The organism is Neisseria sicca (assembly GCF_014054945.1).
GTDB lineage: Bacteria > Pseudomonadota > Gammaproteobacteria > Burkholderiales > Neisseriaceae > Neisseria > Neisseria sicca.
In genome coordinates this window covers 842,649-856,034 of record NZ_CP059566.1, presented here as the reverse complement: position 1 = coordinate 856,034, position 13,386 = coordinate 842,649, and the positions used below count along the sequence as shown (strand labels likewise).

The following is a 13,386-nucleotide window of genomic DNA, read 5'->3' as shown; positions in this document are numbered from 1 at the left end:
TAAATTAAGATTCTGTCTTAAGTTAAACTGGATTTTGTTATGTATTACCCACGTCACCTGCAATCCGTCCTGCAAAAGCTGTCCGCCCAATTTCCCGCCGTATTGCTGACTGGTGCGCGGCAGGTCGGTAAATCTACGCTGCTTCAGCACATTGCGCCCGAATACGGATACCTTACCTTAGACGATCCCTTGCTGCTCGACCAAGCCAAAAACGAGCCGCAACTGTTTTTATTGAACCACACGCCGCCGCTGATTGTGGACGAAGTCCAATATGCCCCCGAGCTGTTCCCCCTGCTGAAAATGGATATAGACCGGCGCAAGCAGAACGGCCTGTACCTGCTGTCCGGTTCTCAGGCTTTTGAGTTGATGCAAAATGTCAGCGAAAGTCTGGCCGGGCGCATTGCGGTATTGAAATTAAACGGATTGTCGTGGCGCGAAATGCGCGGCGATGATTTTCAGACGGCCTTTGTGCCGGACGAAGGCTATTTGGCTGACCGGAAACCGGTATTCAGTTTGCCCGAACACGAAAATATCTGGCAGATTATCCACCGCGGCGATATGCCGCGCTTATACGAGCAACCCGCAACCAACTGGCAGGTTTACTATGCCTCGTATGTCGCCACCTATATCGAACGCGACGTGCGCCAATTGGTCAATGTAGGCAGCAGCGGCGATTTCACTCGGTTCATGATTGCTATTGCCGCCCGCAGCGGGGATTTATTGAATTACAGCAGCGTGGCCCAGGAAATCGGTGTATCGGTGGATACCGTCAAGCGTTGGCTCACCGTGCTGCAAACATCGGGCATCGTCTATCTGCTGCAACCCTATGGCAACAACCACCTTAAACGCGCCATCAAAACCCCGAAAGTCTATATGCTGAACACCGGCCTGATGGCCTACCTGACCAAATGGCTGACGCCGGAAACCATTCAAAACGGAGCCAAGAGCGGGCAGTTTTTTGAAACTTTTGTCGTGGGCGAAATCATCAAATCCTTCCACAACCAAGGCCAAGAACCGCCGATTTATTTTTACCGCGACACCAATCAAAAAGAAATCGACCTACTGATCGAACACCAGCAGATGCTGTACCCCGTTGAAATCAAAGCCACCGCCAATCCCAATAAAAAAATGGCCGCCGCTTTCAACCTGCTGCGCAACACGCTGCCGGCAAACGAATTGGGCATCGCCCACGGCACGATCATCAACCAGTACCCGCAAAAAATCTGGTTGGCGGAGAATTTGGTTGCCGTGCCTGCGGCCTATGTTTGAGGCTACCTGAAACCGCCCTTCAAGGAATGAACCATGCCCAACACCCCCGCCAACCCCATCCCATCCGAACATTTCCACGACGGCGCCCTTATCTCCTGCAAGCTCACCGACTGGACCTTCACGCGCTACCACACGCCCGGTGAATCCGAGTATGCCGTGGTGTACGGCACGGTCGCCCAAGATGGGTCGAGGCACTTTGCCGCAGGCAGCCGAATCCGCACCTCGCCCGTTACCCGATGGGCGGCACCGCTGGTCCATACGCACAACTCGGTGTACTTCCTGCCGGAAGGTGCAGGCTGCTTTTGCGACCTGCCCGCAACCGTGCAGCCTGCCATAGACAGTTTGGGTATCGACCCTGCCGAAGCGGCCGTTATCCTGCAAAACGCCTTCATGCAGCCTGCACATGCCTTGCCTGAAACCGCCTGTTTCGGCGTTCCGGTGATGCGGCCGGTAGGGCAGAGAGATTTTCCGGTCGTCATGGAACATCACATCGCTGCATTACCGTTCTACCCGTTTTGGCGGGACAGCAGCATCGGTTCCGCCCAAAGCCTGATAGACGGACAAGCCGCCATTTTCTTGCACGATTGGAACGCATTCTGCCGCCTGTTTGTCCGTACCGGTAAACACCGCGGCCAAACCGGCCATACCAGTAAACAAGCTGCAAACGGCCAATATAGCTATTTTGGCCTGCCGATTGTGCATACACTAGGACAAGACAATGCCCCTGCCGTATCGGAAGCCGACATCGCCAAACTGCCGTTTTACGCCTATTGGCACACTGCCTGCGTTTCCGATATACATCCGTTAGCAGACGGCTCACATGCCGTGAACCTTGCCGATTGGGAAGCCTTCTGCCAACGGTTGGTATTGACCGGCAGATAGGCGGGCAAAAAAAGTGCAGGCTGCTTTTTATCGCCCCAACTCCGTTTCAGACGACCTCTAAAGCAGCCTGCACCTTATTTTTCATTGTCAGATGACCAGAAACCGAGTATCCCATGCCTCAAACCTATTTCACAGCCGACTGGCACTTCTCCCATCCCAACATCGCCCGATACTGCCCGCAATTTCGCCTGCAAAGCGATAACGCCGACGAGTTGAACGAATACCTGATCGACTGCTGGAACCGCGTCGTTACCCCGCAAGACACTGTGTACAACCTCGGCGATGTCTGCTTTGCCAAAAAGCCCGCACACATCGAAGCCGTGCTGCAACGGCTTAACGGGCAACACCATTTGATTTACGGCAACCACGACTACCTGATTCGGCAAAACGAAGCACATTTCCTCAACACGCGCAAAGCCGACGGCCATCCGTTGCTCTCGTCCGCCAGCCATTACCTGCGGCTCAAACTGCCCGAAATCGGCAATACCGCGATTTTGTGCCACTATCCCTTATACGAATGGGACGGCATCCACCACGGCCTATACCACCTCTACGGCCATCTGCACGACCGCATGGCCGCCGTCAAAGGGCGTGCCCTCAATGTCGGCTGGGATATGCACGGCCGTTTCCTGACCGCACAGGATATTGACAGCTTCCTGCGCGACCTCCCAGCCGTGCAGTATTTCGACGACAAGCAAAACGTTATCGTTGGTAACAGTACGGAAGATGCAGCTGCAAAAATTCGGGCGAGATTGGCGGCATTGAATGAATGAGCTTTTATTTTTAGAAATGAATTTTCAGGTAGCCTTGAATGGTGCAGGCTGCCTGAAAAACAGTCGGCAAAACAAAAGGACGGGTTTTCAATCCGTCCTTTTGCATCAGCAATACCGCCAAGTGTCCCGCATAAAATGAATGATCTCGTTTAGCGGCACGGGCGAAAGCGTAAACTGCTTGCCCCCTTCCTGCTGCTCCACTTCCAAAATCAACATACAGCCTTCCGACAACTTGCCCTGTCCATCAAATTCCAATTCCCGGATTTTGACCGACCGGGTGATGCCGTTATCCGCCAAGTTCTGCCCGTATGCCTCGCCCGTGTGCCCGTAAAAATGGTAGGTAAACGCCAGCTGGTCCAACACATCGGCAATCTCTTCCGCGCCGTAACCTCTTTGGCTGTCGGCAAAACGTTTCGGGTGTTCTCTTCTTTGCTCGGCACCTTCCATTGGTGCTGGGCGATGAGTTGGCCGTTTTCGTCGTAGTCGAAGCAGGTGATGCTGTGGCGGTTGGCGGCGCGGACGAGGTTGCCGTCCAAGTCGTATTGGTAAGCGGTTTCCTGAACTCGGTCGCCGCCGTCGCGGGCGAGGGTGTGGATTAGGCGTCCCAATATATCGCGTTTGAACTCGGTAATCCGCAGCGGGGTTTGGTTGTCGAGGTCGTCTGAAAGCGGGGCGGCGTCTTTTTTGGGGAGGGGCTGTCCGCCCAGCTGCGCCATCAGTTTGGCGGCGAGGGAGGCGTCGTCGCCGAATTCGCGCTGCTCGACCAGCTCGTTGCCGGCGTTGTAGCGGTAGCCGGTCAGCTTATGGTCGAAACCGCTTTCGGCAATCAGGCGGTCGAGGACGTCGTAGGCAAAGCGGTAGCGCGCACCGTTTTCATTGGTGAGGCCGACCAGGCGGCGGGCTTTGTCGTAATGGTAGCCGAAGGTATGGCCCAGCGCATTGGTGCGTCGGGTCGGCAGACCGTCTTGGCCGTATTCGTAGGAAGTGGTATGGCCTTCGCCGTCGGTATGGGTTTTCAGACGACCTGCGGTATCGTAGCCGAAGGTTTCTTTGCTGCCGTCGGGATAGAGGGCGAGGGTGAGGTTTTGGTCGGCGTCGTAGTGGTATTCGGTGTGCTGTCCCAGCGCATCGGTAATGCGCGCCAACTGTCCTTCGGGGGTGTAGGCCAGACGGGTTTCGTAACCGGAGCAGTCGGTAATGAGGTCGGGCTGGCGGTTTTCATTATAGTGATAGGCGGTACTGCTGCCGTTCGGATCGGTTACCGACAGCAACAGGCCGTTGTCGTCGTATTCGAAACGGGTGGTATGCTTCAGCGGGTCGGTATGGGTCAGCAGGTTGCCCGCTTCGTCGTAGGTATAGCCGTCATAACGGCCTTCCGCATCGCTTTTGCGGATCAGGCGGTAGCAGTCGTCATAGTCGAAATGCAGGATGGCGCCGTCGGGGCGGACGATGGCCTCTACCTGCCCTTCGTTGCTGTACTGATAACGGGTAACGCGCCCCATCGCATCGGTGTGGCTGAGCAGACGGCCCAAACCGTCGCGTTCCATCAATACGGTGCTGCCGTCGGCAAATACCCGTTTGGTCAACTCGTTGTTGTAATCGTAATGATATTGCTCGGTACGGCCCAACACGTCGGTTACCTCGGTATAACCGTCGTGATAGGTAAAGCGCCATTCCTCGCCCAAAGACGTCCAGTTGCGCAACACCTTGCCGGTCGGGGTGTAATGGTCGTATTCGTATTCCGATACCAATCCGGCCGCATCCGTGTGCGACACCATTAGGTTGTTTTTATAGCCGAAGCTGCGTTTGACGTTGCCGTCGCGGCCGATGACGCGCAGCAGGTCGCCGCTGCCGTTGTATTCGTAGCGGACCAGCGGACTGCCGACCCGGACCGTTTCGCCGAAGGCGGGCAAACCCTCCAGCAGCGACACCGACAGCAGCCGCATTTTGGGCGACTGTTCATCCGCCACATTGCCGAAGTTCAGCGAGAACACCCGGCCGTTGCCGTCGATGACGTATTGCGGCAGACCGGTCAGCGGATGATAGACGAAACGCTGATGGTTGCCGTTGGCGTCTTCCACCGCCACCAGCGGGAAGAGGGTGGAATCTTCGTCCGAACCGTCTTCCGCCACCACCAAAGGCGCAAAACGCAGCGCTATCGAACCGTCCAGCGACGCAATGACATAATGCCCGTCCGGATTTTTACTGAACCAGATCTGTTCGCTCTCGAACAATACCGGTTCCTCATCGTCTTCATCGACTTCCGGCAGCGGGAACAGACGGCCCTGATCGTCGATATAGGCCAATCCCGCCGCATCGCGGATAATGCGTTGGCAGCCGGGCACGCTCCAGCCCTCGCCGAGCCAGCCGGTACCGTCTTGGTCGGAATAATAGCTGCGGCTCCAGACCAGCGGCAGGATGCCCTCAAAGGCAAAATCGGTTTCACCCTCCAAAAACTTCAGCCCGTGTATCGGATTGACCGGGCGGCCGGCACCTGCGGCAGCTTTGCAGGAAATACAGGGTTTGGGCGGCAGTTTCTTCTTGAACTTGTTGTTCATGTGGAACATATCGCCGGCGCGTATGATGTGGCGCTTACGGATTTTAACCGAAGAGGAGTGCATCATCGGCCAGGCGGGTTTGGTGGCGGTACGGGAAAGTATGCCCTTGCGGCCCGGAAGGGCGGGTTCGTCACCGGTAGTGCGGTTGGTTTTACTGGCCTTGAAGACGAAGGCGGGCTTGCGGTTGAGGCGGACGTCTTTGGCGACGGTTTTGGCGCCGCCCAGGTCGGCGAAGAGCGGGAAAGGGATGGGCGGTGTGACAGGAGGAGCAGGAGGGGGCGCCCAACAGAAATCGGGGAGGGTACAGATTACATAGAAGTCGCTGTCTTTACGGGCGATTTTATTGAATGCCATGGCGGCTTGCTCCTGTTGGGGATGGGGTCGTCTGAAAGGGGGATGAATGAGGACTTAGGGTTTCAGACGACCTATGTGTGGTTTATACGTGTGCTGCCAAAGATGGCGGAATTGGGATAAATTCATCCTGCGAATCCCGGCAAGCTTGGGCGGCCGCGATTTGATCTGCCCGTTCGTGTCGGGCGATGAATCTGAGCTGGCATGCCGCAATTTCCAGTTCCTCCGGAAAAGATGTGCGGTAGCTGCAATCTATGCGGCGTTGTTCTACATCGACGAGGATGGTGTCCAATACCATATCTTTGCACAATGACGAGTTGGTTGCCGTATGGGCGTGGACGAACACGGTTTCTACCGGCAAATCAACGGTAAAGTGTTGGTTGGGTGCTTGGAAGGAATGCACCATGCCGGTAAAGGTCAGTTCGTAAATATGGTTGGGTTTCAGATGGGGAAGCTGCAGCGAGGGATGGGCGCCGTTCCAATAAGCCATAGAAAAATCTTCAGGCAGTAGTGGGGCACGGTTGGCTATCCATTGCGCATCGGCAGTGCCGGTATGTTTGGCTCGCAGTGCGAAATAACGGGGCATAAAGCCAAAGCCTTCGGGCGCGGCTTTATCGGACGGATCTCGCACGGGGTGTGCGGGGTCGTAGATTTGATGCGCTTTCAGCGTCCGCTTAAACCCGTTTTTTTTTGAGTTCGGCCTTTGGATAGTAGCCGATACCGATGGCGTTTTGTTGATAGCCTGTGTGGTCATCTTCGACTGCGCTGCCGCCAAAGGCAAACTCATAGCGGATAGGCAGGGAAAGGATAGGGTCGGGTTTGCTCAAAGACCATCCTGCCGCCTCCCGCACCCAGTAACGTTCCCCGGTAGTCGCTTTCAAACTGAGTTGAGGTTTGCGAGGGATCGCCGTAATAGGTATCGGCAAACGTGAGCGGCGTTTGCTTACGGGCAAACGCAAGCTCCGTTTTTCCTGTTTCCGGGTCAATTTCAAACTCGTAGCTGACTTTGGCGACGACTACATCATAAGCCCGATCTGTTTGGTCGATGTTTTTAAACTGCTGCGTATGAAAGCAGGTAAAGTTCTGCAACTCAAACATGGCGTATCTTCTCTAGTTGATATCGACTTTTTTGCCGTCGATGTCCACTACTTTGGTGCCGACGATCTTGATCGTTTTGCTGACGATGCTGATTTTGTTTTTATCAATCAAAATCATGGAACTACCGACTTGTATGGTAATTTTCTTGCCTGCGGACAGGGTGATGTTTCGACCTGCGTTGAGGCCGATGTTCATACCGGCGTTGAGCCCCATCACTAAGCCGACGCTATGCATTTCTGCACCGACGACATTGGTCATCCAGCCTGCACCGACGTTCAGCATATAGCCGGCACCGATGTTGGTCATCTGTCCGATGCCGACATTGTTCATGCCGTTCAGGCTGACGGTTTCCTGTTTGTTGCCGCCGATACTGCTGACTTCGTTGGCAACAACGGTCTTGTTGCGGTTGGCACCGACGGTCAGAGCTTGGTTTTTGCCGACAGCAACGTTCTGATCTTGTCCGACAGTCAACGCTTGACTCTGACCTATGCCTACTTTTTCGTTCAAGCCAACAGAACGGCTGCGGTTTTTACCCACATTGACGCTTTGGTCTTTACCTACGCTGGTACTTTGGTTGTCACCCACACTAATGCTTTGGTTTTGGGTAATGCTGGAGGTCTCGTTTTGACCCACCGATTTTGTGCGGTTTTGGGTAATCGAAGCCGTTTCGTTTTTTTGGACGGTTTTCGCCCGATCGCCTACTACCGTAACCGTTTCGTTGTTACCGATAGTGGTGGTGCGGTCGTTGTTGACGTTACGGGTTTCGTTATTTTTAACCAGCGAGGTCAGGTCTTTTTGCGCTTGGAAATTGACCATCTCGGAACCGGCAGTATCGTTGAACATCAATTCGTTGAAGTTGGACAATGGCGAATTGAAACTCTTGCTTTTGATACCGGACTGCTTGGCCGCGGCAGGAAAGCCCCATGGCGGCGACATTGCGCTGTTGTACAGACGACCCAATACAATCGGTCGGTCGGCATCGCCGTTGATGAAGTCAACCAGCACTTCTTCACCGATACGCGGTGTGTTGATAGAGCCGTATCCTGCTCCGGCAGAACCTTGCGTTACCCGAACCCAGTTGGAGCTGTTTTCATCCATTTTGCCGTAGCGGTCCCAATGGAATTGGACTTTAATATCGCCATACTCGTTGGTATAAACCTCTTCTCCGGCAGGACCTGTTACCGTAGCCGCCTGTGTACCCAATACTTTGGGTTTCGGCGTTTTAAGGGGAGGGCGGTATGGGTAGGATTTGGGTAATACGCGGAACGAAATTCTGAATTTGCCGATACGGTCGCCGGTAGTATAGCCGGCTTCTTCAAAATCATAATCTGCTTTCAGAATGGTGTATTCGGTATTGGATGACGAGTGCGGGTGCTTACTCAGGATAAACGTATAACCCGGAGCCACCGTCAATGCAGTACCCGAACCGGTAATGATCTTGGTTTGGCTTTTCAGATCTTCACTGCGCACCTGACTGTAATTTTGTGCTTCGGATACATCGCTAAAGCCGGTATAAAAATCATAATGTTCCATAGGAACAGAACTGAAATCGTGAACCGAATCAGAAGATTTCATTGGGACTTTGGCGTTTTTATAGTTGTATTCTTGAGTCACGAACTGACTGGATTTCAAGGCATCACGTTCCTCCCAAACATCGATATAGGCGATGTTGGGTGCGCCGGGCGCAGTATTTTTGGAATGGTAAGGAATGTTGGGAGAAGGGATGGCTTCTAGAGTACCGACATCATCAGCGATAACCAGCTCGTGCGAACCGTTGCTGTGGGTAAAATAATAGTAGATGCCTTCCTGTTCAAACAGGCGGTTTAGGAAATTAAAACTGTTTTCCTGATATTGGACACAAAATCCTCTGGTACGATAGCCTTTTTGGCATTTTACCTGGAAGGGGAAGCCGAACGGCGACAAGACTTCATTGGCAATATCCAGAACGGACTTGTCGACAAATACCCTGCTGTCCGTATTTTGGGTGAGATACCACATAAACGGACGGGCTGTACAGGTGTAGGCATGATAGTCTTCTTCGTCTTCATCTTCGCCGATATAGCCGAAGTCAGTCACCAAACCGTTCAAATAGCGCGGACTGCCTATTGGAAAAACGGTCTTTAAATGCGCTGTTTTTGGCCGTTAATGTTTCCAGTTTCTCTGAACGCGCCAATACGGCGGCCTCCCCTGACAAATTGGTAAACTTGCTGTATCGTTATCCTGAATTAAAAGAATGGATGAAATCTGGAGATATGAGTTCAAGTCCCAATTGGGGAAAAGGTAAAAATAAACAGGGATTAACGTGGCATCATCATGAGGATACAAAAAGGTTGGTACTGGTTGATTATAATGACCATAGAAGAAATCATGGTCTATATCACCCACAAAGAAAAGGCGGAAGAAGTATATGGGGAGGTGGTAGACCAGGTCGACGAGGAAAATTAAACGGTCGCACTGGTAAACCATTAGGTAAATGTTAATTTAATCATAGAAGGAACAAAAAATGAATTTAGATAAATTTTATAGAAGAAAAATTAGTATATCAGAAGTTATTGATTGTGCTAGATTATTCAATGATGATGATACTGATAAATTTGCCAAATTTCCATACATATATATTTCTTCTGATGAAGATGAGAGTATTCTTGATTTAGAGACGGTTTGTTATTTGGATAACGGCCCAAAAATAATGGATGGAAAAGAAGTTTTTCCTGATTTTGTAAACGAAAATGGATTAGATATTTTATGTAGTGGGAATGTGTTTATGGATGTTTACGATGACTTAGATGAACGGTATCCAAATTTTACAAAAGATCAATTTATTGATGCTCTAAATTATTACATGGATAATGATGATTACATTGAATTTTAAAATCTATATTTAGGTATTATTTTAGATTTCCTCTCTACGATTACGGATATATTAGTGTAAGGAAACTAGGAGACTTATCTACATTACAACTTGATACGTTACTACGAACCTCAAACTTGGCAGTTTGTTTAATCAGGAATCGATTGGGTTGTTGAGTAGAGATAACCTTTTTTCAGACGACTTCAATATTTTATTAAGGTCGTCTGAATCATTTGTTCTTTAACAATCTCATTAGCAGTTAACATAGAGGTCGTCTGAAAACCAACTTTCAGACGACCTCTACCAAATCGCCTCCCCCGACGGCGGCGCACGGCTGCTGTTTGCTGAAGTTGATTTTGGCTACGGCGATTTGACCGCCGTTTACGGACGTGACGGCAAAAAACTGCGCGGTTTCGCCTACCGCAACCACATCATGGTCGAACACAACCAGCCCGACGGACTGGTATCCCGCTACGAATACGACCGTTACGACACCGACGGCAAAGTGCTCAAGAGCAGCAACAACCTCGGCGAAGAATGGACGTTCGACTACCGCAAAGACCATACCGTCGTTACCAGCGCAGCGACAGCGAACGCGACAGCTACGGCCGCATTACCGTAGAACGCGATCCCCTCGGACGCGAAACCCGCTATCTCTACGATACCGAAGGCAACGTCATCGCCATCACCGCGCCGGACGGCAGCAGCACCCAAATCGACTACCACGAAACCCTCAATCTGCCGGTTGCCGTCAACGATCCCGCAGGCAGGATTACCGCCTACGATTACGACGGACGCGGCAACCTCATCAGCATCACCGACCCTGCCGGTTACACCGAATACGGCGATCTCGAAACCGTTACCGATGCGCTGGGCCATACCACCCGCCACCATTACGACGCAGCGGGCAACCCCGTCCGTACCGACTATCCCGACGGCAGTCACGAAACCTTCGAATACGACCGCCTCAACCGTCTGACCGCCCACATCGACGGACTCGGTACCAAAACCGCCTACGAACTCGCAGTGGACGGACTGCCGCTCAAACGCACCAACGCACTGGGCCATACCTTCGCCTACGCCTACGACAAAGCCCGCCGTCTGACCGTCCTCACCAACGAAAACGGCGAAACCTACCGTCTCGATTACAGCCAAACCGACACCTGATCCAAGAAACCGGCTGGGACGGCAAAATCACCGCCTACGGCTACGATGCCGCCGGACAACTGGTCCAACAGACCGAATACGGCCAAAGCAATAATGAAGGTCGTCTGAAAGAGCGTACCGAAACTTGGCACCGAGCGGTTTGTTTTTTTGTATTGGTTGGTTTGAGTATTAATGGGAATACCCTCGTTGGGTTTGGCACAAATTGTGGCACAAATGACCGCAGCCAGTAGTGTATGAACAGATAAAAAACGCCCTAAATCAAGGGCGTTTGTCTATACACATACTACTGGTTACGGGCTAGGTGGGTTCGATTCCCCCCGCCTCCACCAAGTCTAATTTTCAGTTTTATTTTATAACGTATAAAAGCCTTGAAATATAACAATTTCAAGGCTTTTTGTTATCTCATTGCTGATGTTTAAAGCAAATAGGAATCTACTATCGGCAAATCAAACTGCTTCACCGTTCTGCTTCGCCTCCAAAAGCTCCCAGCGTTCCAATTTTTCCAAAAGCAGCGTTTCGATTTCTTCGGCGCGGTTTTGCAATGCGCCGGCTTTCTCATAATCTTTGAAGATTTCAGGATCAGAAAGCTGCGCGTTGATTTCCGCCTGTTCGGTTTCCAAGGCGGCGATTTCGTCGGGCAGGGCGTCGAGTTCGCGTTGTTCTTTGTAGGAAAGTTTGACCGTGCGGTTGGCTTTGGGTTTGGCTTTTTCCGGTTCTGCGGTGGCTGTTTTGGGTGCGGGGGCCGTCTGAATTTTCTCTTCGCGTGATTTTGCGTCGATATAGTCCTGATAGCCGCCGATGTATTCTTTCAGACGGCCTTGTCCTTCGAAAACAATGCCTTGGGTAATTACATTGTCGAGGAACATACGGTCGTGCGAGACGAGGAATACCGTGCCTTGGTAATCGCGCAGCAGGTCTTCGAGCAGCTCTTGGGTGTCGATGTCTAGGTCGTTGGTCGGTTCGTCCAAGACCAGGATATTCGCGGGGCGGGTGAAGAGTTTTGCCAGCAGGAGGCGGTTGCGTTCGCCGCCGGAGAGCGATGAGACGGGGCTTTGCGCGCGAGCAGGGTGGAACAGGAAATCTTCCAGATAGCTCATGACGTGTTTTTTCTTGCCGCCGACTTCGACGTAATCGTTGCCTTGGCCGAGCGTGTAAAACACGGTGTCGTTTTCGTTCAGTGCGCTGCGAAACTGGTCGAAATAGGCGACTTCCTGCTTGCTGCCGATGCGGATTCTGCCGTAAGTCGGCTGCAATTCGCCCAAAATCAGCTTGAGAAAGGTGGTTTTGCCGATGCCGTTGGGGCCGATTAAGCCGATTTTGTCGCCGCGCTGCAAGATGGCGGAGAATTTGTCCATGATGACTTTGTCGCCATAGGCAAACGAGGCGTGTTCCAGCTCGGCGATGATTTTGCCGCTTTTCTCGCCACTGTCGAGTTTGAAGTTGACCTGTCCCTGCACGTTGCGGCGTTCGGCGCGCTGGCGGCGCAGTTCTTCCAAACGGCGCACGCGGCCTTCGTTGCGGGTGCGGCGCGCTTCGATGCCTTTGCGTATCCACGCTTCTTCTTGAGCATGAAATTTGTCGAAAAGGCGGTTGTGTTCCGCTTCAACCGCCAATTCCTGCGCTTTTTTCTCGCTGTATTTGGAGAACGAGCCGGGATAGGAGCGCAGAATGCCGCGGTCGAGTTCGACGATGCGCGTAGCAATGTTGTCCAGAAAACGGCGGTCGTGGGTAATCACGACCAGGCTGCCTTCAAACGCTTTCAGCAGGTTTTCCAGCCAGATAATCGCGTCAATGTCCAAATGGTTGGTCGGTTCGTCCAGCAGCAATACGTCGGGCTTCTGCACCCAAGCCTGCGCCAAGGCGACGCGCTTTTTCTGCCCGCCGGAGAGGTTGCTGATTTTTTCATTTTCCGGCAAACCAAGTTCGCCCAAAGTCTGCTTTACTGCCGCATCCAGCTTCCAGCCGTCCTTCGCTTCGATTTCAAGCTGCAATTCGTTGAGTTCTTTTAATAAAACGTCGTCTGAATTGTGTTCCAAATCATGGCTGACGCGGTGGTAACGGCCCAGCAGATCACGGATTTCGCCCAAGCCTTCGGCGACGGTGTCGAATACGGTGGCTTCCTTATCAAAAAACGATTCCTGCGGCACATAAACGATTTTGAGGTTGTTTTGAACGATAATCTGCCCGTCGTCGAGCTTTTGCACGCCGGCGAGGATTTTCAGAAACGAAGACTTACCCGCGCCGTTGCGGCCGATTAAGCCGATTTTTTCGCCGCTGTCGAGTTGGAAGGAAGTTTTGTCGAGCAGGGCGACATGGCCGACGGCAAAGGAAGCGTTTTCTACGGATAAGATGTTCATAAGGAAATAGGGAAAAATAAAATCAAGTCGTGTATTTTAACTGATTTTAAAAAGCTCTGTGATAGGTACGAAGAGAGATG

Annotated in this window: 14 protein-coding genes; 7 read left to right on the top strand and 7 right to left on the bottom strand. The window is 52.3% G+C overall.

The annotated features are described in order from the left end of the window. Nucleotides 1–39 precede the first annotated feature (39 nt). From H3L95_RS04225 to H3L95_RS04215, 3 genes are all read left to right on the top strand, one after another. Nucleotides 40–1,269: an ATP-binding protein gene (locus H3L95_RS04225; RefSeq protein ID WP_003755178.1), complete on the top strand. Its 1,230-nt coding sequence runs from the start codon at nt 40–42 to the stop codon at nt 1,267–1,269. A 33-nt stretch (nt 1,270–1,302) separates the two neighbouring features. Beyond that, complete coding sequence (locus tag H3L95_RS04220) at nt 1,303–2,151, top strand: hypothetical protein (protein WP_003755181.1); 849 nt, start codon at nt 1,303–1,305, stop codon at nt 2,149–2,151. A 113-nt stretch (nt 2,152–2,264) separates the two neighbouring features. After that, nucleotides 2,265–2,924: a phosphoesterase gene (locus H3L95_RS04215; protein WP_003756627.1), complete on the top strand. Its 660-nt coding sequence runs from the start codon at nt 2,265–2,267 to the stop codon at nt 2,922–2,924. A gap of 209 nt (nt 2,925–3,133) precedes the next feature. Here the strand turns inward: H3L95_RS04215 and H3L95_RS04210 are convergent, their stop codons facing one another. The 5 genes from H3L95_RS04210 to H3L95_RS04200 all read right to left on the bottom strand — a co-directional run bounded on the left by H3L95_RS04210 (nt 3,134) and on the right by H3L95_RS04200 (nt 9,019). Continuing rightward, on the bottom strand, nt 3,134–5,836 hold the full coding sequence (locus tag H3L95_RS04210; protein ID WP_003756626.1) for a DUF6531 domain-containing protein: 2,703 nt from the start codon (nt 5,834–5,836) through the stop codon (nt 3,134–3,136). 82 nt (nt 5,837–5,918) lie between these two features. Then, the gene (locus tag H3L95_RS04205; RefSeq protein WP_259345828.1) at nt 5,919–6,587 is read right to left on the bottom strand and encodes a DUF2169 domain-containing protein; all 669 of its coding nucleotides are present in this window, start codon (nt 6,585–6,587) and stop codon (nt 5,919–5,921) included. Beyond that, nucleotides 6,508–6,684: a DUF2169 domain-containing protein gene (locus H3L95_RS13790; protein ID WP_259345839.1), complete on the bottom strand. Its 177-nt coding sequence runs from the start codon at nt 6,682–6,684 to the stop codon at nt 6,508–6,510. The genes H3L95_RS04205 and H3L95_RS13790 overlap by 80 nt, the downstream gene beginning before the upstream one ends. Beyond that, on the bottom strand, nt 6,617–6,931 hold the full coding sequence (locus H3L95_RS13785; protein WP_003761755.1) for a hypothetical protein: 315 nt from the start codon (nt 6,929–6,931) through the stop codon (nt 6,617–6,619). Before H3L95_RS13785 ends, H3L95_RS13790 begins: the two co-directional genes overlap by 68 nt. Nucleotides 6,932–6,943: 12 nt before the next feature. Next, a complete protein-coding gene (locus H3L95_RS04200; RefSeq protein ID WP_259345827.1) occupies nt 6,944–9,019 on the bottom strand; it encodes a type VI secretion system Vgr family protein in 2,076 nt (691 codons plus the stop codon). 17 nt (nt 9,020–9,036) lie between these two features. Here H3L95_RS04200 and H3L95_RS04195 point away from each other — a divergent pair, with 17 nt between their 5' ends. The 4 genes from H3L95_RS04195 (at nt 9,037) to H3L95_RS13775 (ending at nt 10,949) form a co-directional block, all read left to right on the top strand. Beyond that, nucleotides 9,037–9,411: an HNH endonuclease gene (locus tag H3L95_RS04195; RefSeq protein WP_197067774.1), complete on the top strand. Its 375-nt coding sequence runs from the start codon at nt 9,037–9,039 to the stop codon at nt 9,409–9,411. 23 nt (nt 9,412–9,434) lie between these two features. Beyond that, the gene (locus H3L95_RS04190; protein ID WP_003762094.1) at nt 9,435–9,803 is read left to right on the top strand and encodes a DUF7716 domain-containing protein; all 369 of its coding nucleotides are present in this window, start codon (nt 9,435–9,437) and stop codon (nt 9,801–9,803) included. A 349-nt stretch (nt 9,804–10,152) separates the two neighbouring features. Then, nucleotides 10,153–10,404, top strand: coding sequence for a type IV secretion protein Rhs (locus tag H3L95_RS13780; protein ID WP_241429777.1), 252 nt, complete (start codon nt 10,153–10,155; stop codon nt 10,402–10,404). Continuing rightward, nucleotides 10,320–10,949: an RHS repeat protein gene (locus H3L95_RS13775; protein WP_003762090.1), complete on the top strand. Its 630-nt coding sequence runs from the start codon at nt 10,320–10,322 to the stop codon at nt 10,947–10,949. The genes H3L95_RS13780 and H3L95_RS13775 overlap by 85 nt, the downstream gene beginning before the upstream one ends. Here H3L95_RS13775 and H3L95_RS13770 read toward each other — a convergent pair. Together H3L95_RS13770 and H3L95_RS04180 are read right to left on the bottom strand one after the other, a co-directional pair. Then, nucleotides 10,928–11,080: a hypothetical protein gene (locus H3L95_RS13770; protein WP_003762087.1), complete on the bottom strand. Its 153-nt coding sequence runs from the start codon at nt 11,078–11,080 to the stop codon at nt 10,928–10,930. The two genes, H3L95_RS13775 and H3L95_RS13770, sit on opposite strands and share 22 nt — an antisense overlap. Nucleotides 11,081–11,395: 315 nt before the next feature. Then, entirely contained in the window at nt 11,396–13,306 is a 1,911-nt protein-coding gene (locus H3L95_RS04180; protein ID WP_003762083.1) for an ATP-binding cassette domain-containing protein, read from the bottom strand. Between the last annotated feature and the right edge of the window lie 80 nt (nt 13,307–13,386).

What these genes read in the sequence shown, in the direction of transcription:
- H3L95_RS04225 (WP_003755178.1), top strand. Translation starts at nt 40, where the DNA reads ATGTATTACCCACGTCACCTGCAATCCGTCCTGCAAAAGCTGTCCGCC.
- H3L95_RS04220 (WP_003755181.1), top strand. Translation starts at nt 1,303, where the DNA reads ATGCCCAACACCCCCGCCAACCCCATCCCATCCGAACATTTCCACGAC.
- H3L95_RS04215 (WP_003756627.1), top strand. Translation starts at nt 2,265, where the DNA reads ATGCCTCAAACCTATTTCACAGCCGACTGGCACTTCTCCCATCCCAAC.
- H3L95_RS04210 (WP_003756626.1), bottom strand. Translation starts at nt 5,836, where the DNA reads ATGGCATTCAATAAAATCGCCCGTAAAGACAGCGACTTCTATGTAATC.
- H3L95_RS04205 (WP_259345828.1), bottom strand. Translation starts at nt 6,587, where the DNA reads ATGACCACACAGGCTATCAACAAAACGCCATCGGTATCGGCTACTATC.
- H3L95_RS13785 (WP_003761755.1), bottom strand. Translation starts at nt 6,931, where the DNA reads ATGTTTGAGTTGCAGAACTTTACCTGCTTTCATACGCAGCAGTTTAAA.
- H3L95_RS04190 (WP_003762094.1), top strand. Translation starts at nt 9,435, where the DNA reads ATGAATTTAGATAAATTTTATAGAAGAAAAATTAGTATATCAGAAGTT.
- H3L95_RS13775 (WP_003762090.1), top strand. Translation starts at nt 10,320, where the DNA reads ATGGACGTTCGACTACCGCAAAGACCATACCGTCGTTACCAGCGCAGC.
- H3L95_RS04180 (WP_003762083.1), bottom strand. Translation starts at nt 13,306, where the DNA reads ATGAACATCTTATCCGTAGAAAACGCTTCCTTTGCCGTCGGCCATGTC.